14 protein-coding genes and 1 rRNA gene are annotated in these 19,585 nt (G+C 71.9%); 11 read left to right on the forward strand and 4 right to left on the reverse strand.

Going from position 1 to position 19,585, the window contains the following annotated elements:
- Window positions 1–78, forward strand: a 5S ribosomal RNA gene (gene rrf / locus F9C41_RS09110); the annotation flags it as partial.
- A gap of 81 nt (window positions 79–159) precedes the next feature.
- Here the strand turns inward: rrf and F9C41_RS09115 are convergent.
- The gene (locus tag F9C41_RS09115) at window positions 160–930 is read right to left on the reverse strand and encodes an aminoglycoside phosphotransferase family protein (protein ID WP_196279693.1); all 771 of its coding nucleotides are present in this window, start codon (window positions 928–930) and stop codon (window positions 160–162) included.
- 157 nt (window positions 931–1,087) lie between these two features.
- Here F9C41_RS09115 and F9C41_RS09120 point away from each other — a divergent pair, with 157 nt between their 5' ends.
- Both F9C41_RS09120 and F9C41_RS09125 read left to right on the forward strand, forming a co-directional pair.
- Entirely contained in the window at window positions 1,088–1,630 is a 543-nt protein-coding gene (locus F9C41_RS09120) for an RNA polymerase sigma factor (RefSeq protein WP_155386280.1), read from the forward strand.
- An 11-nt stretch (window positions 1,631–1,641) separates the two neighbouring features.
- Window positions 1,642–2,646: a CU044_5270 family protein gene (locus tag F9C41_RS09125; protein WP_155386281.1), complete on the forward strand. Its 1,005-nt coding sequence runs from the start codon at window positions 1,642–1,644 to the stop codon at window positions 2,644–2,646.
- Window positions 2,647–2,777: 131 nt separating this feature from the next.
- On the opposite strand, the gene F9C41_RS09130 is transcribed toward F9C41_RS09125, so the two are convergent.
- Complete coding sequence (locus tag F9C41_RS09130; protein WP_155386282.1) at window positions 2,778–3,482, reverse strand: hypothetical protein; 705 nt, start codon at window positions 3,480–3,482, stop codon at window positions 2,778–2,780.
- Window positions 3,483–3,608: 126 nt separating this feature from the next.
- Here F9C41_RS09130 and F9C41_RS09135 point away from each other — a divergent pair, with 126 nt between their 5' ends.
- The 3 genes from F9C41_RS09135 (at window position 3,609) to F9C41_RS09145 (ending at window position 8,111) form a co-directional block, all read left to right on the forward strand.
- Window positions 3,609–6,200, forward strand: coding sequence for a valine--tRNA ligase (locus F9C41_RS09135; protein ID WP_155386880.1), 2,592 nt, complete (start codon window positions 3,609–3,611; stop codon window positions 6,198–6,200).
- A gap of 86 nt (window positions 6,201–6,286) precedes the next feature.
- Window positions 6,287–7,558, forward strand: coding sequence for a bifunctional folylpolyglutamate synthase/dihydrofolate synthase (locus F9C41_RS09140; protein ID WP_155386881.1), 1,272 nt, complete (start codon window positions 6,287–6,289; stop codon window positions 7,556–7,558).
- 97 nt (window positions 7,559–7,655) lie between these two features.
- Window positions 7,656–8,111: a DUF4233 domain-containing protein gene (locus F9C41_RS09145; protein WP_155386283.1), complete on the forward strand. Its 456-nt coding sequence runs from the start codon at window positions 7,656–7,658 to the stop codon at window positions 8,109–8,111.
- On the opposite strand, the gene F9C41_RS09150 is transcribed toward F9C41_RS09145, so the two are convergent.
- Entirely contained in the window at window positions 8,108–9,415 is a 1,308-nt protein-coding gene (locus F9C41_RS09150; protein ID WP_155386284.1) for a VOC family protein, read from the reverse strand. The two genes, F9C41_RS09145 and F9C41_RS09150, sit on opposite strands and share 4 nt — an antisense overlap.
- Window positions 9,416–9,596: 181 nt before the next feature.
- Between F9C41_RS09150 and ndk the strand changes: the two genes are divergently transcribed.
- The 3 genes from ndk to F9C41_RS09165 are packed head-to-tail and all read left to right on the forward strand — an operon-like array spanning window position 9,597 to window position 13,819.
- The gene (ndk, locus tag F9C41_RS09155) at window positions 9,597–10,007 is read left to right on the forward strand and encodes a nucleoside-diphosphate kinase (RefSeq protein ID WP_155386285.1); all 411 of its coding nucleotides are present in this window, start codon (window positions 9,597–9,599) and stop codon (window positions 10,005–10,007) included.
- A gap of 21 nt (window positions 10,008–10,028) precedes the next feature.
- Window positions 10,029–11,351: an SWIM zinc finger family protein gene (locus F9C41_RS09160; RefSeq protein ID WP_155386286.1), complete on the forward strand. Its 1,323-nt coding sequence runs from the start codon at window positions 10,029–10,031 to the stop codon at window positions 11,349–11,351.
- Window positions 11,348–13,819, forward strand: coding sequence for a DUF7824 domain-containing protein (locus F9C41_RS09165; protein WP_155386287.1), 2,472 nt, complete (start codon window positions 11,348–11,350; stop codon window positions 13,817–13,819). The genes F9C41_RS09160 and F9C41_RS09165 overlap by 4 nt, the downstream gene beginning before the upstream one ends.
- 120 nt (window positions 13,820–13,939) lie before the next feature.
- Here the strand turns inward: F9C41_RS09165 and F9C41_RS09170 are convergent, their stop codons facing one another.
- Window positions 13,940–14,554: a PASTA domain-containing protein gene (locus F9C41_RS09170; RefSeq protein ID WP_155386288.1), complete on the reverse strand. Its 615-nt coding sequence runs from the start codon at window positions 14,552–14,554 to the stop codon at window positions 13,940–13,942.
- Window positions 14,555–15,039: 485 nt separating this feature from the next.
- Between F9C41_RS09170 and F9C41_RS09175 the strand changes: the two genes are divergently transcribed.
- Both F9C41_RS09175 and ileS read left to right on the forward strand, forming a co-directional pair.
- The gene (locus F9C41_RS09175; RefSeq protein WP_155386289.1) at window positions 15,040–15,993 is read left to right on the forward strand and encodes a terpene synthase family protein; all 954 of its coding nucleotides are present in this window, start codon (window positions 15,040–15,042) and stop codon (window positions 15,991–15,993) included.
- 271 nt (window positions 15,994–16,264) lie between these two features.
- Entirely contained in the window at window positions 16,265–19,381 is a 3,117-nt protein-coding gene (ileS, locus tag F9C41_RS09180; RefSeq protein WP_155386290.1) for an isoleucine--tRNA ligase, read from the forward strand.
- Window positions 19,382–19,585: the final 204 nt, after the last annotated feature.

A 19,585-nucleotide genomic window follows, 5' to 3' on the forward strand; every position in this document is an offset into this window, starting at 1 on the left:
CCGAACCCGGAAGCTAAGCCCTCCAGCGCCGATGGTACTGCAACGGGGACGTTGTGGGAGAGTAGGACGCCGCCGGACAAATATCGCTGTTCAAGGCCCACCCCCCAGGGGTGGGCCTTGACGCGTTTCCGGACTCCTTTACCGATCCTCAGACCGGGTTTAATGGCGTAGCAATCGCAGTAGGCGGGCGGCCTGAGCCTCAGCCGCGCCCGGCGGATTGCGATGAGCGGACCGGCCGCCGGGCAGGAGCAGCCGCAGCCAGAACATCGACCACACCCGGCGGGCCGCCCGCAGGCGCGAGCCGTCCACGTCGAACCGTGTGCAGAACGCCTCGGTGTCGGTCGCGCGCAGCGATAGATGCTCGGACAGGATCGCCAGTTCCACGGCGGGATCCGAGACCGCGGCATCCTCGAAGTCCACTATGCGCACGCGGTGCCCGTCCCACAGATAGTTGGCCAGGTGCGGATCACGCTGCCCGAGCACCGTGGCCGCCGGCGGCCGGCGCAGCGACTCCGGATCGGGGCCGTCCCACCAGGCAACGGCGGCGTCGTACGCCTCGGCGGTGAGGCCACCGTCAGGTCGCGGCCCGCCGGTGAGCATCCGCGCAAAACGGAGATCGTCCGACCAGGGCCAGGCAGCCGCCAGTTCCTCGTGTGGAACGCGCCAGAGCGCCGTCAGCGCCGCGTGGAGCGCATCAGCCTGTGCCGGGGTGAGTTCGCCCGCGAGGGGTTCGCCCGGCACCACCGACATGGTCACCGTCGGCGGAGTGGCGGTGAGATCCGCGGCCAGGGGCTGCGGCACCAGATCAGGTTCGTGGCGGTACGCCAGTCGCAGTACCGCCCATTCGCGCAGATGCTCGTCGCGTTCCCAGGAGACGTAGCGCTTCGTCAGCCGCGTTCCCTCGACCGTCAGCTCATGGGTGTGGGACACACCCGACACCCTAGCCAAAGTGATCGCCGGCAGCCGGGCCCTTCGGCCGGGCACGGCGGCGTTCCCGTCCTTGCGCGATTCCCGATCTCGCCGGTAATCATCGTGCTGCCGCCGACACAGAGCAGGGTGACAATCGCCATCGCAGTAAGGAGTTCGCATGGGCCCGCCGCCCGGCCGCGACGAAGGCTGGTTCACCAAGGTCTACGACGACCACTATCAGCAGATCCTCCAGTACGGCCGGCGGCGGCTGGCCGATATGGACGCGCCTGCTGAACTTGCGCAGGAGGTGTTCGCCGTCGCGTGGCGGCGCCGCGACGAGGTGCCGGACCGCTGCCTGCCCTGGTTGTACGGGGTGTCTCGACGCCTGCTGGCCAACCACTGGCGGGCTCGGCGGGCGGCGGGGCGGCAAGTGCCGATCACCGACGCGGACGTCCTGCGGGAACCGGGCGCGACCGGTGCCGACGCGACCGTCGGGGTGGCGGACGTCCGGGCCGCCTTGCGTTCGCTGTCCGACCTCGACCAGGAGATCCTTCGGCTGATCGGCTGGGAGGAACTGACGGTCGCCGAGGCCGCGCAGGTGCTCGGCTGCAGCCGTACGACCGCGGCGGTGCGGCTGCACCGTGCCCGCGGGCGGCTCATCGCTGCCATGGCGGCACCACCCACCCCACCCGTGCCACACCGCAGGCTGGCCCGATCGTGAGAGGACCTGTGATGTTCGGAGAACAGCGGACCCGTACCCTCCTCGGCTCTGCCGACCCGGCGCGCGAGCTGCCGCCCGAGTCACCCCGGCTCTCGGCTCGCGAGCTGATCGCCTGGGCCGACTCGACCGCCGAGCCGGTCGCTGCCCGCCGCGAAGGCCGACTGCCCCGGCGGATGGTCCTCGCGACCGGGGCGATCGCCGTGGCGGCCGGCGCCGTGGTCGTGCTCGGGTCGCCGGATCCGCCGGAGGTGGAGCTCGATCCCGCCGATCCGTCCGGAGTGACCGCGGGACGGGTTCTCGTTCCCGTGGCGTACCGGCCGGGCTCGGCCGAGGTCGCGGCGGGGCCCCGGCTGCGGGCGCTGGCCGACGGGCTGGTCGTCGCGCCGTACGAGAACAGCGTGGGCCGGTTCACCTATCACCACACGAAGGTGTGGGGTGATCCGGTGATGACGTCGCCCGACGGCCGGTTCTCCGTCGCCTTCGCCCGGGAGTCGAAGGTCTGGTGGACCCCCGGCGGGACGGGTCGGCAGACGACTTCCGAGGGCGTGCCCGAATACCCGGACCAGGCATCGCGCGACTACTGGGTGGGCCTCCTGGCGGTCACCGAGGCTTATTCGATCGACGACCTCCCGCAGCCGCCGTTCGACCCCGTCCTGCCCGTGGACCGGGCGGGGTTGGCCGGACTGCTCAAGACCGACCTGGGTGCGGGCGTCGCCAGCGTGGAGACCAGCAGGATCTTCGGCCGGTACGCCGTCCCGCGGCGGACCCGGGCGGAGATCCTGCGAGTCCTCGCCGACGTGCCGGGCTTCCAGTGGCGTGGTGCGGTGACCGACCGGGCCGGCCGCGACGGCGTGGCGGTCACCTTCGACGACCGCGTGCACGGCACGCAGCACCTGCTGATCTTCCAGGCGCGGACGGGTGAACTGCTCGCCTGGGAGCTGGTCACCCTCGGCCCGGTACGCATGAGCGCCTACGAGCTGATCCTGGCGACCGACCGAACCGACCACGTGGGCTGATCCGCGTCAGCCGGGCCGCCTGCGCCGGGCGGCCCGGCGAGCGCGAGCCGAGCACGATTGATCATGAAGTTAGGGCGCCGACACGCCGTCGACCCGTGCCACAAGTTCATGATCGACGCGGAAGGGGGTGGTCAGCGGGTGAGGGTGGCGGTGCGGATGGTGGTCATGAGGGGGGCGGCTTCGGCGGGGGTGCGGCCGGGGAAGAGGGCCAGGGCGATGCTGCCGTGGTCGGCCCAGCCGCAGACCGCCATCACGCCGTCGGGGCCGTCGGCGGAGCCGCACTTGAGCACGCCGCCCAGGTCGCCGGGCTCGTAGTCGGTCAGGCCGGCGACGCCGCCGGTCTCGTCCTCCATGAGCTTCAGCACGGTGTCGAGCTCCCGCTCGGGGCTGAACATGGTGGTGGTGCCACCGAACACCATGACGCTCTTCGTGGCGTCCTCGGCCGGGTCGGTGTAGATGCCCGAGGTGGAGGAGTCGAGCTCGATGCCGGCGGCCAGCGCGGTCAGCAGGTAGCCGGCCGTGTCCTTGGCCGCGGGGCTGTCGTCGCGGACCATCGCGCCGATCTTCTCGGGCATGGTCAGCTTGGCGTCGTTCTGCTGCGTGATCCGGATCAGCGTGGGGCCGAGCGTGACCGCGGCGGCCACCGCACCGGCGCCGAGCACGGCCATCGCGGTGAGGGTCCAGCGGCGGCGCTTGCTGTGCGCCGCGGGCTCGTCTTCCGGCTCCGCGGCCGTCGGGCCGGGCATCAAACGCACGGCGGGACGGGCATACTGCGGTATCTCGCCGGTGTCCGGCGTACCCGCCTCCGGCCGTACTTTCGCGTCCTGCTCTGACATGTGCCCACCTTCCGCCGACCCGCGGAGCCTAGCAAGCCGCAGCCTGCCAGCGGTGGACCCAAGCGAGCTTCGTAGACTTGGCGGGTGACCGAACTCAGCCAGCAGCCGCGCGAGCCGCGCGCCCCGTTGTCCTCCGAGCTTGCCGCCGCGTACCAGCCCGGCGAGGTAGAGCAGCGGCGGTACGAGCAGTGGGTAGCCGCCGGTCACTTCGACGCCGACGCGAAGAGCGACAAGCCGCCGTTCGCGATCGTGATCCCGCCGCCGAACGTGACGGGTTCGCTGCACGTCGGCCACGCGCTCGATCACACCATTCAGGACTCGCTGATCCGCCGCAAGCGCATGCAGGGCTTCGAGGCGCTGTGGCTGCCCGGCATGGACCACGCCGGCATCGCCACCCAGAACGTGGTGGAGCGCAAGCTCGCCGCGGAGGGTCTGTCGCGTCACGACCTGGGCCGCGAGACGTTCGTCGAGCGGGTGTGGCAGTGGAAGGCCGAGTCCGGTGGCGCGATCCTCGGGCAGATGCGCCGCCTCGGCGACTCCGTCGACTGGTCCCGCGAGCGCTTCACCATGGACGAGGGTCTGTCGCGGGCCGTGCAGACCATCTTCAAGAAGCTGTACGACGACAACCTGATCTACCGCGCCGAGCGCATCATCAACTGGTGCCCGCGCTGCCTGACCGCGCTGAGCGACATCGAGGTGGAGCACAGCGACGACGAGGGCGAGCTCATCTCCATCCGGTACAGCGACGAGATCGTGGTCGCCACCACCCGGGCCGAGACGATGCTCGGCGACACCGCGGTGGCCGTGCACCCCGACGACGAGCGCTACAAGCACCTCATCGGCACCGAGGTCGAGCTGCCGCTGACCGGGCGGCGCATCCCGATCGTGGGCGACGCGCACGTCGACCCGGCGTTCGGCACCGGCTGCGTGAAGGTGACCCCGGCGCACGATCCGAACGACTTCGAGATCGGCCAGCGGCACAACCTGCCCTCGATCACGATGATGGACGAGCGGGCGATCATCACGGTGCACGGGCCGTTCCAGGGTCTGGACCGCTACGAGGCCCGCCCGGCCGTGGTCGCCGCGCTGCGCGAGCAGGGGCGGATCGTCGCCGAGAAGCGCCCTTATCTGCACGCGGTGGGGCACTGCTCCCGCTGCAAGACGACGGTCGAGCCGCGGCTGTCGCTGCAGTGGTTCGTCAGCACCGGCCCGCTGGCCAAGGCGGCCGGGGACGCGGTGCGCGACGGCCGCACCCGGATCGAGCCCGCCGAGCTGTCCAAGCGCTACTTCGCCTGGGTCGACAACATGCACGACTGGTGCATCTCGCGCCAGCTGTGGTGGGGCCACCGCATCCCGGTCTGGTACGGCCCGGACGGCGAGGTCGTCTGCGTCGGCCCCGACGACGAGGTGCCGACCGGCGACGGCTGGCGCCAGGACGAGGACGTGCTCGACACCTGGTTCTCCTCGGCGCTGTGGCCGTTCTCCACGCTGGGCTGGCCCGAGCAGACCGCCGATCTGGCGAAGTTCTACCCGACCAGCGTGCTGGTCACCGGATACGACATCCTGTTCTTCTGGGTCGCCCGGATGATGATGTTCGGCCTCTACGCGATGGACGGCAAGCAGCCGTTCGATGTGGTAGCCCTGCACGGCATGGTCCGTGACCAGTACGGCAAGAAGATGAGCAAGTCGTTCGGCAACGTCGTCGACCCGCTGGACTGGATCGAGCGCTTCGGCGCGGACGCGACCCGGTTCACCCTGGCCCGCGGTGCGAACCCGGGCTCGGACGTGCCGGTCAGCGAGGAGTGGTGCCAGGGCTCGCGCAACTTCTGCAACAAGCTCTGGAACGCCACCCGGTTCGCGCTGATCAACGGCGCGCACACCGACGGCGAGCTGCCCACCGAGCTGTCGACGATCGACCGCTGGATCCTGTCCCGGCTGCAGCACACCATCGCCGAGGTCGACGAGTACTTCGAGAACTACGAGTTCGCGAAGGTCTGCGACAGCCTGTTCCACTTCGCCTGGGACGACGTCTGCGACTGGTACGTCGAGCTGGCCAAGCCGGTGCTGACCGGTGACGACGCGGCCGCGGCCGAGCGCACCCGCCGGGTGCTGGGGCACGTGCTGGACCAGCTGCTGCGGCTGCTGCACCCGGTCATCCCGTTCGTCACCGACGAGCTGTGGTGCGCCCTGAACAAGGTCGAGGGCGACGCGTCGGTGATGGTCGCGGCGTGGCCGGCGGCGAACCCGGCGCTGATCGACGACGCGGCTGAGGCCGAGCTGGAGACGCTGCAGCGGGTCGTCACCGAGGTCCGCCGCTTCCGCGCCGACCAGGGTCTCAAGCCCGGCCAGCGGGTGGCCGCACAGCTCGACGGGCTGGCCGCGGTCGGCATCGCCGCGCACGAGCCGCTGATGCGCTTCCTGGCCCGCCTGGACGTGCCCGCCGACGGCTTCACGGCCACCGGCACGGTCGCGGTCGCGGGCGGCGTGACGGTCTCCCTGGACACCCGGGGCAGCATCGACGTGGCCGCCGAGCGGGCCCGCCTGACCAAGGACCGGGCCGCCGCGGAGAAGGAGATCTCCCAGGCCACGGCGAAGCTGGGCAATGAGGGATTCCTGGCCAAGGCTCCGGAGCAGGTGGTGGCGAAGTTGCGCGAGCGGCTCGCCACGGCCGAAGCCGACGTGACTCGCATCGACGCCGCGCTCGCGCAGCTAGGGTGACATTCGTGAGCTCTTCCGCTCAAGACGGGCAGGACATTTCGTACGCCGAGGTGGAGGCCGCGCTGGACCGGCGCGGCTTCACCCGGATGGTCTTCGACCTCGGCCGCATCGAGGAGCTGCTGGATTTGCTCGGCAGCCCGCAGCGGGCGTACCCGTCGATCCATCTGACCGGCACCAACGGCAAGACCTCGACCGCTCGCATGATCGACAGCCTGCTGCGCGCGCACGGGCTGCACACCGGCCGGTACACCAGCCCGCACCTGGAGACGGTGCGGGAGCGGATCAGCCTGGACGGGCAGCCGGTCGACGAGGAGCGTTTCACTGCGGTGTACGCCGAGGTCGGCCCGCTGGCCGAGCTGATCGACGCGCGCAGCGACGAACCGCTGACCTACTTCGACATGACGACCGCGCTGGCGTTCGCGACGTTCGCCGACGCCCCGGTGGACGTCGCCGTGGTCGAGGTCGGGCTGGGCGGGGCCGAGGACGCGACGAACGTGATCCAGGCCGGCGTCGCGGTGATCACCCCGATCGGGCTGGACCACACCGAGTGGCTCGGTGACACCATCGCCGACATCGCGCTGGCCAAGTCGGGCATCGTGCACGAGGGCGCCACGCTCATCTGCGCCCTGCAGCCGGAGGAGGCGATGGAGCCGATCCTGGAGCGCTGCGCCGAGGTCGGCGCGACCGTCGCCCGCGAGGGCAGCGAGTTCGGCGTCATCGAGCGCAACCTGGCGCTGGGCGGGCAGGTGCTGACCCTGCAGGGCCTGGGCGGGGTGTACGACGAGATCTTCCTGCCGCTGCACGGCGCGCACCAGGCGCAGAACGCGGCACTGGCGCTCGCCGCGGTGGAAGCCTTCCTGGGCGCGGGCAAGGACCGGCAGCTGGAGGTGGAGGTGGTCCGCGAGGGCTTCTCGTCCAGCTCGTCACCCGGCCGGCTGGAGCGGGTCCGCAACGCGCCCACGGTGCTGGTCGACGCCGCGCACAACCCGCACGGTATGGCCGCGACCGTCGCCGCGCTGACCGAGGAGTTCTCCTTCCGCCGCTTGGTGGCCGTGGTCGGCATGCTCGGGGACAAGGACGCCGACGGGGTGCTGGAGCTGCTGGAGCCGGTCGTCGACGAGCTGGTCTGCACCCGCAACTCCTCGCCGCGGTCGCTGCCCGCCGAGGAACTGGCGGAGATCGCGTACGAGATCTTCGGCGAGGACCGGGTGCACATCCATCCCGAGATGCCCGACGCCATCGAGGCCGCGGTGACCTTGGCCGAGGCGGACATCGACGCGGGCATCAGCGGCGTGGGCGTGCTGATCACCGGGTCCGTGGTCACCGTTGCCGACGCCCGGAAGCTGTTCCAGCGATGAGCGGCGCGGCGGGCGGATCCTGTCGCCCGGTGCGGCCCGCGCCGTCCGGCGAGCGCTGGCGAGGAGCAGGCATGAGCGAGCGCCACGGGGAGCGGGCATGACTGAGCACAGCCACCCGGACGAGGCCGCGGCCGGCACCACGCCCGAGGGGCCGGCCGGGCACAAGCCGGGTGAGGCCCGCGAGCGTGACCTGCAGTTGAGCCTGGGCGGCAAGCCGAGCGGCCTGCGCAACCCGTCCCGTGCGGTGCGCGGGCTGGGCGCGGGCACGCTGGTGCTGGAGGCGCTGGTGCTGCTGCTGGCGCTGATGCCGATCTGGGTGCTGCGTCCACCGGGCGGCAGCATGGCCGCGGTGACCGTGGCGCTGGTGGCCGTGGTGGTGTCCATGGCGCTGACGGCGACCCTGCGCTTCTCGTGGGGCTGGTCGCTGGTCTCGGTGTTCCAGGTCGCGCTGCTGCTGCTGGGCTTCCTGCACTGGGCCTTCGCGGTGGTGGGCGTGGTGTTCGGGCTCACCTGGGTGTACGTGCTCCACGTGCGGCGGACCATCGCCGGCTAGCTGCGCGCCTTCCACTCGATGATCGCGATGCCGTGGCCGTCGGGGTCCTTGAACGAGGCGGCCCACAGTTCGAGGCGCTCGCCGTGGTTGACCACCCGGGGCGCGTAGGTGAACTTGACGCCGCGCACCTTCAACTCCCGGTAGACCGCGTCGACGTCGCCGACCTCCAGGTTGAGGTGCACGTGTCGGCGGTTGACCGGGGCCAGCTCAGGGGTGGTGCGCAGCACGAGCCGGGTGTCGCCGGAGGCGAGCACCAGGTTGCCCGGCCCGCCGTCGATCTCGTAGAAGCCGAGCAGGTCGTGGTAGAAGCCGCGGGAGCGCGCCAGGTCGGTGACCAGCAGCGTGATGCCCACGCCCTGGATCGACCCGGCCGACGCGGGCCGGGCGTGCGGTGACGCGACGAGCAGGTCGTCGATGCCGGTGCCGGACGCGGGCGGCAGCGCCACCGGCCCGGTGAAGGTGTCGGAGATCGTGGGTGCGGAGGGTTCCGGCACGTCCGCGAAGTCGATCATGTCGATGGAGGGGAAGTCCGGCGACTCCTCATCCATCGGGGTGCGGGGTCCGGGCACCTCGCCGGTGTACAGCTCGCCTTCCAGCACGGCGACCTGCACGGGGTCCTCGTGGGGGGCCGGGCGGCGGTGCGGGCTCGGCTGGCGGCGCGGCAGCGGGTCTTTCGCCGGCACCGTGTCGAGGTCGATCGGGTCGTCGTCGCGGAAGCCGGCGTAGGTGTCGTCGGACCCGTGCGGGTCGTCGTGGCCCGCGGCGTCGTCGTAGTGCGGGTCGTCGTAGTGCGGATCGTCGTAGTCGTCGCCCGGATCGTGGTAGAACTCGTCGTCGCCGCGGTCGAACCCCTGCTCGTACCGCTCGCCGTGCGTGCCGATCTTCTCCCACTGGATCTTGATGCGCCGCGCGTCGGCGACGGCGACCAGGGCGGGCAGCGTGTCGCCCGCGTCGGGCCACTTCAGCACCGGCACCCGGGGGTCGTTCATGACCACGGTCTGGCCGGGATGGCCCGGGGCGTCCACCAGCACCTGCATCTCGCAGCGGCCGAACTCGGCGTTCAGCGGCGGTTCGGAGGCCTTCACCACGTGCACGGTGCCCACCACGTATGCCTTGTCGGCGCCGAGCATCGAGGCGGTGGTCAGCAGGGCCACCCCGACGACGACCATCGCCGCGCCGACGGCGCCCAGCGGCCAGCTGCCGAGACCGGCGGACATCGAGATGACGAACAGTCCCAGTGCGCCGAGGCACACGGCGGTGGTCACCCGGCCGGGCCGGACCGGTTTGCGCCCTAACCGTGCCAACGCGTGCCTCCCCGAGCGCTGTGTGCACGGACCACAGCGCGCCGCCTCCCCGCAACGCTGTGTCTTCAATCCATGACCTTAGGCGGGTCCGTCGATCGAGGAAAGTGCAGTTCGGTAGGCTGATGAGCCCACCTCGTGTTGCCGCAGGTGGGGACATGTGTCGCCGTCAAGGAGGAAGTTCGTGTCGGAACGTTCACTCGTGCTGATCAAGCCGGATGCCGTGCGCCGTGGCCTGGTCGGGGAGATCATCGCGCGGTTCGAGCGCAAGGGGCTCGCCGTCGACGCGCTCGTGCTGCGGACGATGGACGCCGACCTCGCCGACGCGCACTACGCCGAGCACGTGGAGAAGGCGTTCTACCCTCCGCTCAAGGCATTCATGACCAGCGGGCCGCTGGTGGCCGCGATCGTGTCGGGTGACGAGGCCATCGCGGTGATCCGCCTGCTGGTCGGCGCTACCGACGGCCGGGCCGCGGCCGCGGGCACCATCCGCGGCGACCTCTCCCTGTCCAACCGGGAGAACCTGGTGCACGCCTCCGACTCGGCCGAGTCCGCCGAGCGCGAGATCAAGCTCTGGTTCCCCGAACTGTCGTAGCCCGTCCCTACGGTGGCCGCCATGTCGGTAGCCACCTATTCGTATCCGGGGCCCTCCGCGCTGACCGCGGAGGGTCTGGCGTTGCAGACGTCCGGCGGGTGCGGCACGCATCCCCGGTTCTTCGACGGGTTCATGACCACCCCGCAGACCGTCGCGATCGGCCTGCTGGCCGTCGCCGAGGTCGCCCGCGCCCGCTACCACCAGCGCACCGAGTGGGCCAGCCTCGACCCGGTGGTCACCGGCAGCGAGGACATGCTGCGGTTCGAGTCGTTCAGCGGCTGCTGCGGGGTGTACGCCCGGATGGACGTGCTGCCGTCCGGCCTGGACGGTGAGCGGCCCGAGCACGGCACCACCAACGTCGACGTGAACGTGCCGCTGCAGCTCGCCCTGGCCCGCGTCGGCGGCCTCGACCCGCTGCACCTCGCCGTCGGCCCGCAGGACCTGACCGTGTCCACCATGGACGGCTCGGTCGTCGAGCGCAAGGTGCCGCTGCCCGGCCGCTGGCTGCGCGGCTTCGCCCAGGTGCACGCGGTCACCGCGGGCATGGAGCCGTGGGTCCGGATCGGCGCGGCCGCGGCCGCCGAGTTCCTGCGCCGCCTGCCGAAGGGCCGCGACACGCTGTGGGTGGTGCCCGCGGGGCAGGGCCTGCGGCTGACCGCCCGGCCGGTGCCGGGAGCCGTCTGCCTGACCGGCACCGACCGGCTCGGCGCGCTGCGCGGGCTGCTGCGGCACGCGACCGCCCTCACCGTGTACGGCCCGGCCGTGCGCCCCGGCAGCGCGCCCGTCGCCTCGGTGTGGGAGCTGGAGACCCCGACCCTGCGGTTGTCGCTGACGCTGTCGCCCGAGCCGTACCGCGGCTTCTCCGGCGAGGGCGCGGTGCTGTCCGCGCTGGCCTCTGACGACGCCGCCGACGCGGCGGACCGGATCAGCGAGCTGCTCGCGCTCGCGCCCACCCTCGACGCCGACGCGCTGGCCACCGCCACCGGCCTGACCCCGGCGCAGGTCCGTTCCGGGCTGGCGCTGCTGGGCACCGCCGGGCGGGTCGGCTACGACGTCGCCGAGGCGAACTACTTCCACCGGGTGATGCCGTTCGGCACCGCCGCCGCCGAGAAGCTCAACCCCCGGCTGGCGGGCGCGCGGGCGCTGCTGGAGGCCGGTGCGGTGACCGTGTCCGGCGCGGTCGCCTCGGTATGCGGCACCGAGGGCATGTACCAGGTCCGGCTCGTCGACGGCGCCCCGGCCGGCTGCACCTGCCGGTGGTGGGCGAAACATCGCGGCGACCGGGGACCCTGCCGTCACCAGCTCGCGGTGCGGATCACGGTGACCTCGCAGGTGCCCGCGTGAACGCCGGGGCAGGGGCGGAGGAGCTGCGGCGGGCCGTCGACGCGGCCGATGTCGCCGCCGTCGTGGACTGGCTGCGCCGGGCCGAGGAGAAGCAGCGCCGGTCGGCGTTCGCCGAGCTCGCGGCCGCGGCCCGGCAGACCGAGGACTGGCAGGTGTCGCAGCGGCGGGCGCCGGCCCGGATCGTCGCGCTGGTGGGCTGCGCGTCGACCGCGAAGAAGGCGGTGGCCGCGCTGCACCGGGGTCAGCTGCGGTGGGGGCTGCGGGCGGCGCACCCCGGGCCGGTGCTCGAGGTGCTGCGGCTGCGACAGGTGCCGTGGCTCGGCGAGTTCGCGCAGCTGATGGCCGACCGGCTGCCGGTCGACGGGGGATGGGGTGCGGCGGGCCACTGGCAGCTCGTGGACGTCCTGGTTCGGGAGAGCGGCTGCGTGGTGCCGACCGGCGAGGCGTTCGTGGCCTGCTGGATCGACGCGATGCGGTACGCGTCCGACGCCGATGCCGCGCTGCAGGACAGCCCGTACGCGGCGGCGCTGGTGCCGATGCTGTTCACGCACGACCGGCTCGGGTCGCGGCTGGACTACGAGTACCAGCGGGACGCGCGGGGGTTCGTGCCCGCCCTGATCCGGCGGGGCGGGGGCGACGCGGCCGTGCGCCGGGTGCTCGTCGAGGGCTGCCGGGCCCGGCTGCTGCGCGGGGGCAAGCCGGGGGAGCTGCGCGCGTACACCCGGCTGCACGAGGCGCTGGCCGTGTCGGCGCAGGAAGCGGCGGCCGGGGTCGGCGATTACCTCCGCCTGGTGGAGGCCGGCAGCTCCACGGTTGCGGGCATGGCGCTGAAGGCGCTGCGCGGCGTCGACGAGGCCGGGCTGCTGACCTGGGACACGCTGCGCGAGGTCGCCGAACTCGCGCTCGCCCGGCCGGAGAAGACACTGGTCAAGGCACAGACGACGTGGCTGCGGCAGGTGGCGCGGCGGCAGCCCGAGCACGCGGCGGAGATCGGCGTGATGCTGACCGGGCCGGTGCACGAGCCGTACGCGCCGGTGCCGTCCGCGCTGCCGATGCCGGTCTCCGCACCGCTGGGTCCGCCACTGGGTTCGCCGGCGGAGCTGGGTGAGGAGCTGGCGGCGCTGCTCGCCGGGGACCGGTCGGTGCCGACCGTGGAACGGGTGTTGGCCGCGATCGCGTACTGGCGGGTGCGGGACCAGGATGCGCTGGCCCGTACGGTGCGCCCGCTGGTGGACGCCGACCGGGCTTGGTGGGGCACGCTGGCCGAGCAGCTGCGGGCGGTGCTGCGCGCCGTCGCCACCGTGGACAACCGCCCGGATCGGCTGCGGGAGCTGGCCAGCCGGTTCCGTGGCGAACGGCCGACGCCGACCCAGCTGCTGCGCAAGATGCGCGGCAACAGCAGCGGTCTGCACCTGGTGCTCGCGGCCAGGCTCGCGGAGATGTCGACGCAGTTGGTCCGCCAGCCGGTGCCGCTGCTCACGGCCACGCCGACGCACACCAACGGCCGCCTGGAGCCCGCCGAGCTGCTGCGGCGGCTGGAGCGGGCCGAACGCGACGGGTGGCAGCCGTGGGCGCTGGACTTCGAGCAGGCCCTGCTGCGGCTGCCTCGCGAGACTGATCCACAGGTGGCCAGGGCGGCGCTGCGACTGCGCTCACCTGCCGGGGCTGCTTTCGCCCGGTGGATCAGCGGACCGGCTCCCGACCCGGTGTCGCTGCGCCGGGAGCAGCAAGCCGACACCAGGTCGTGGAGCTACTCGTGGCAGCACCAGCCGGACGTACGGCGGGTGGTGGCGCTCAAGCCTCCGGGGCACGCGGGGCCGCTGGCCCAGGAGGTGATGACGATCGCCCGGAACGACCGTCCGACCCCGTCGCCCGGCCGCATCGAGGAGCCGCAGCTGTGGACGGCGGCGCTGCCGTCGCACCGGGAGGTGGTGGCCGCGTCGGCGCTGCCCGTCCTCGCCGCGAACGCCGACCTGGACTTCGAGAGCGGTGGTCTGCTGCTGGCCCACCTGGCGGAGTGTGCCGGTCCGGTCGGTCCGGCAGTGAACCTGGCTCTGGCGTACGGCCTCGCCGCGCGCTCGACGGCCGACCGGATCGCCGCCGTCGACGGGCTGCTGGGCCTGGCCGCGACCGGAGACCTCGACGCGGGCGCGGTCGGGCGGGAGCTGGGCGAGCTGGCCGCCGCGGGCGCGCTCAAGGTGAACCGGGTGGTGTCCGCGCTGGACGAGGCCGCGCAGGCGGGTGCTGTCGCCGCGGTGTGGCAGCTCGCCGTTGCGGCGCTGGTGCCACTGGTGGCGCTGGACAAGGCGCGCCCGGCGACGGCCGACCTGATGGCGCTCGCGGTGCGGTGCGGGCGCGCCTGCGGCACCGCGCAGCTGCCGCCCGAGGTCGCGGCGCTGGCCGAACGGGGTGGTTCGAGCCGCCTGGTCGCCCACGCCCGCGAACTGCGGGCACTGGTCGCGGCCTGACCGTCCGGCAGACCGGTTCCCGCAGTGGGCGACTGCGCCGCAGGTCAGGGCCATCGAATGTCAAGAAGGGCGCCTTCTTCCACGCATAGCGTGCAGAAGGCGCCCTTCCTTTGTGGATGGTCAGCCCTTGCCGTTGCTGACGCTGGTGTTGGTGAGGGTGATCGCGGTGTCGGCGGCGACCTTGGTGCCGGCCTTCACGGACTGCTTGACGACCTTCCAGCTGACCAGCAGGGTCAGCTCCTTGCCGTCGTCGCCGAGGAACTTCACGTTGGTGAAGCCGGCGTCGGCCAGGATCTTCTCGGCGTCGGTGGCCTTCTTGCCGACCACGTTCGGCACCGCGATCAGCACCGGCCCGGGGGTCGGTGACGGCGACGGGGCGGCGGTCGGCGACGCGGCCGCGCTGGGGCTGGCCGCAGCCGTCGGGCTGGCAGCGGCGCTGGGGCTGGCCGCCGGGGGTGCGACGGTGGCGGTGGCGACCGCGGACGGCGACGCCGCCGGGTCCACGTCCTTCTTCTGCCACCACTTCATGTAGGCGAAGCCGCCGCACAGCAGCAGGAGCAGGATCAGGAGGAGGAGCAGCAGCAGGAGCAGCCAGCGCTTGCGGCCGCCCTTGTCGTCGTCGTCCTTGTCGTCCTTGTCCTTGTCGTCCGCGCCGTGCACCGGCTTGTAGTCGCCGCCCTTGTCATCGGCGGGCGGCGGGGTCGGGGAGGGGGTGGTCTCGTCGGGGTCTGACACGTCAGGTGCCTCTCGCTATCCGATGTGTACTCACGCAGCAGCACGTATGCAAACATCGGCCATGATGGCGGTCCACGAACGTCCGGTCACTAGGCCGCCGGTCGTTTCCCTGGCACCGAACGGTCAGCCATCGACCAAGGCAGCGGCGGCGGGGCCGGTGGGACACCCGGCAGCCCTGGTCCGGATGCCCAGCTCGCGCGCGAGTCGATCACTGTCGGATTCCGGCGCGTTGGCGGCTCGGCGCCGCACTTCATGATCGTCAAAACGGGTGGCGCGGTAAGCGCACCTGGCGGCGACGGACGCGGTACGCAAGCCGATGCGGGAGCCGTACCGCCGCTGAGGTGGCACGCCCGAGGGATTGACTTCGATCTTTGTCACTTGTGTAATGGATCGTGAACTCATCGTGACGTGACGTGACGGCGTGCGCGTGCAGCTGCGCCGTCGTGTGCCCTCAGTGCCCCCGCCTCCCGGAACGGAGGACCGCCGTGTTCGCCATCCCCCCGGTCGACTGCCCCCTCACCTCACGCCTGTCGCCGCACGTGGCCCTCGCCGAACAGGACCTGACCGGCTGGGCCCGCAAGTGCGGCCTGATCAGCGACGGTGACGGGCAGAGCTGGCTGGCCGGGGAGGCGTACGCCGGACACGCGGGCCGCATCTTCCCGGATGCGCAACCAGCCGACCTCGCCCTGCTCGCCATGATCTTCGCCTGGTTCTACCTGGTCGACGACGTCTGCGACGGCACGGCGCACCCCGAGCCGCCCCGCCTGCGCCGCTTCGTCACCGAGCTGCTGGCCCTGCTGCACGGCTCGGATCGGCCCACCGAGATCTTCGCCGGCCCGGCCCGGCTGATGCTCACCGAGATCTGGGCGGCGCTGCGGGAACGCATGCCGCAGGCCTGGCAGAGCCGGTTCGTCGACGCGGTCGCGGTGCACCTCGACGGGGTGATCACCGAGGCGGAGAACAAGGCCGCGGGCCACCTGCCGGGGGTCGGGGAGTACGTCGAGCTGCGCCGTACGGCGTCCGCGGCGGAGATCTCGCACCTGCTCACCGAGCTGGCCACGGGCACCCACCTGCCGGACGCGATCTACCATCACCCGGCGCTGCGCGAGGTCCGGCTGGCCGGCACGGACCTGCTGTCCTGGTTCAACGACCTCTACTCGCTGGACCGCGACATCGCCACCGCCGGTGGCCACAACCTGGTGCTGGCGATCTCGCACGAGCGCGAGCTGTCCATCGAGGCGGCGGTGCAGGAGGCCGTGGACATGTGGCAGCAGCGCATGGACGGCTTCGCCCCGCTGCGGGCCCGGGTGCCGTCGTTCGGCACGCAGTTCGACCCGGCGGTCCATGCCCACCTGGACGGGGTGGCCGGTTCGGTGCGGGGCACCCTGGACTGGACCGTGGTCAGCGGGCGCTACCGCGGCGACTCGCGGACCCGGTAGGGCGACTCACCGAAACCCGGTGGACGGTCCGGGGTGCGGCGGCGGTAACCTGGAGCGCACAGGCATCGACCCGGCCATCACCGGCGAGCCTCCGGAAGAACGGGCCGCACGGCCTCAGTAGAACCGGACGGGACGGCCCGTCACAGCCGACACGAGCGGTCCGCCGTGCACCTGCGGCGGGCAAGCGAGGTGGTACCGCGGGCCATTCCGGCTCGTCCTCGCACTGTGAAACGACAGTGACGAGTGTGACGAGTGTGACGAGGAGCCCGCGATGGCTTATCCATTGCATGACGCGGCGGCCGACGGTGTGTCGGCCAGCCCGGACCTGCCCGCCCTGGAACGGCGCGTGCTCGACTACTGGGCCGCCGACAAGACGTTCGCGGCCAGCGTGGAGCAGCGCGACGCCGGGGCGAAGGGGTCGAACGAGTTCGTCTTCTACGACGGCCCGCCGTTCGCCAACGGCCTGCCGCACTACGGCCACCTGCTGACCGGCTACGTCAAGGACGTGGTGCCGCGCTACCAGACGATGCGCGGACGCCGGGTCGAGCGCCGGTTCGGCTGGGACACCCACGGCATGCCGGCCGAGGTCGAGGCGGAGAAGCAGCTCGGCATCACCACCAAGGCCGAGATCCTCGACATGGGCCTGGCCGAGTTCAACGAGGCCTGCCGCACCTCCGTGCTGCGCTACACCAACGACTGGGAGCGGTACGTCACCCGGCAGGCCCGCTGGGTCGACTTCGCCAACGACTACAAGACCCTCGACCTGGACTACATGGAAAGCGTCATGTGGGCCTTCAAGACGCTGCACGACAGGGGCCTGGTGTACGAGGGCTTCCGGGTGCTGGCGTACTGCTGGCGCTGCGAGACGCCGCTGTCCAACACCGAGACCCGGATGGACGACGTCTACAAGGACCGGCAGGACCCGACGCTGGCCGTCAAGTTCCAGCTGGACAGCGGCGAGAAGGTCGCGGTGTGGACCACCACGCCGTGGACCCTGCCGAGCAACCTGGCGCTGGCCGTCGGACCCGACATCGACTACGCGGTGATGGAGAAGGACGGCGAGAAGCTGCTGCTCGGGGCGGCCCGGCTCGGCTACTACGCCAAGGAGTTGGAAGGCTACGAGCAGACCGGCAGCGTCAAGGGCGCCGACCTGGTGGGCAAGCGGTACACGCCGCTGTTCCCGTACCTGCGCGAGCACGCGGGCGAGAACGCGTACCAGGTGCTCGGGGCCGAGTTCGTGACCACCGAGGACGGCACCGGGGTGGTGCACCTCGCGCCGGCGTTCGGCGAGGACGACCAGAACACCTGCAACGCGGCGGGCATCCCGACCGTGGTGACCGTCGACGAGCGGGCGCGGTTCACCGCGCTGGTCCCGGCGTACGAGGGCCAGCAGGTCTTCGACACCAACAAGGCGATCATCCGTGAGCTCAAGGACCGCGGCGTCGTGCTGCGCCACGAGACCTACACCCACTCGTACCCGCACTGCTGGAGGTGTGACACCCCGCTGGTCTACAAGGCGGTGTCGAGCTGGTTCGTGCAGGTGACCGCGTTCCGCGACCGGATGGTGGAGCTCAACCAGCAGATCAGCTGGACCCCGGAGCACGTCAAGGACGGCTCGTTCGGCAAGTGGCTGAGCAACGCCCGGGACTGGTCGATCAGCCGCAACCGGTTCTGGGGCTCGCCGATCCCGGTGTGGGTCTCCGACGACCCGAACTACCCGCGCACCGACGTGTACGGCTCGCTGGCGCAGCTGGAGACCGACTTCGGCGTGAAGGTCGCCGACCTGCACCGCCCGTACGTCGACGAGCTGACCCGGCCGAACCCGGACGACCCGACGGGCAACTCGACCATGCGCCGGGTGCCGGAGGTGCTGGACTGCTGGTTCGAGTCCGGCTCGATGCCGTTCGCCCAGGTGCACTATCCGTTCGAGAACACCGAGTGGTTCGAGAACCACTACCCGGGCGACTTCATCGTCGAGTACATCGGACAGACGCGCGGCTGGTTCTACACCATGCACGTGCTGGCCACCGCGCTGTTCGACCGCCCGGCGTTCCGCAGCTGCGTGAGCCACGGCATCCTGCAGGGCAGCGACGGCCGCAAGATGTCCAAGAGCCTGCGCAACTACCCCGACGTCTACGAGATGTTCGACCGCTACGGCGCCGACGCGATGCGCTGGATGCTGATGAGCAGCCCGGTGCTGCGCGGCGGCGACATGGCCGTGAACGAGTCGGGCATCCGCGACTCGGTGCGCCAGGTGCTGCTGCCGCTGTGGAACGTGTACTACTTCTTCACGCTGTACGCCAACGCCGCCGGGCACACCGCCCGGCCCCGGACCGACTCCACGCACGTGCTGGACCGCTACGTGCTGGCCAAGACCCGGGAGCTGGTGGAGACCACGACGCAGCAGCTCGACGCGTACGACCTGTCGGCGGCCTGTGCCGGGGTGCGGACCTATCTGGACGCGCTGACCAACTGGTACGTGCGCCGCAGCCGGGACCGCTTCTGGGCCGGTGACGCCGACGCCTTCGACACCCTCTACACGGTGCTGGAGACGGTGGCCCGGGTGGTCGCGCCGCTGGCCCCGCTGACCGCGGAGGAGATCTGGCGCGGGCTGACCGGGCAGCGCTCGGCGCACCTGGCCGACTGGCCGGACGCGGCGACGCTGCCGGCCGACCACGACCTGGTGGCCACGATGGACCGGGTGCGCGAGGTCTGCTCGGCGGCGCTGTCGCTGCGCAAGGCGAAGGGCCTGCGGGTGCGGCTGCCGCTGTCCTCGCTGACCGTGGCGACCCCGGACGCGTCCGCGCTGCGCGACTTCGCGGCGCTGATCGCCGACGAGGTCAACGTGAAGTCGGTCGAGCTGAGCGACGACCTGACCGGCCACTGCGAGCAGGTGCTCACCGTGGTGCCGCGGGTGCTCGGCCCGCGCGTCGGCGGCTCGGTGCAGCAGGTCATCAAGGCGGTGAAGACAGGGGAGTGGTCGCTGGTCGACGGCGCTCCGGTCGCCGCCGGGGTGACGCTGCAGGAGGGCGAGTACGAGCTGAAGCTGGTCGCCGCCGACGCGGAGCACTCCGCGGCGCTGCCCGGCGACGCCGGGGTCGTGGTGCTGGACACGGCGGTCACCCCGGCGCTGGAGGCCGAGGGCCTGGCCCGCGACGTGGTCCGGGTGGTGCAGCAGGCGCGCCGCGAGGCGGACCTGGCCATCACCGACCGGATCGCGCTGACGGTGCAGGCCTCCGCCGAGGTCGCCGCGGCGGTGCGCGAGCACCAGGCCTTCCTGGCGGCCGAGACGCTGGCCGACAGCGTGAGCTACGGCGCGGTCGACGGCGGCTTCACGGGTGAGGCCGGCGACGGCGGCAACGTCACGGTGGCGGTCACTCGCAGCTGACCGCGGCAATCGATGATCGAGGCGCGGCCTGTGCCGGAAATGTCACAGGCCGCGCCTCGTTCCTTTCCGCCGCAAGGTCGGCCCAGGTCAAGGCCATGACGCCGGTCGGAAACGAGCCGGGCAGTATCTCAGACTCCGGGCGCGTAGGCGATCGGTTGCGGGGGTATGGGCCTCCTCAGGGGACTACGGTAAGTTCATCGCCCG

Source organism: Catellatospora paridis (assembly GCF_009720365.1).
GTDB classification, from domain to species: Bacteria; Actinomycetota; Actinomycetes; order Mycobacteriales; family Micromonosporaceae; genus Catellatospora; species Catellatospora paridis.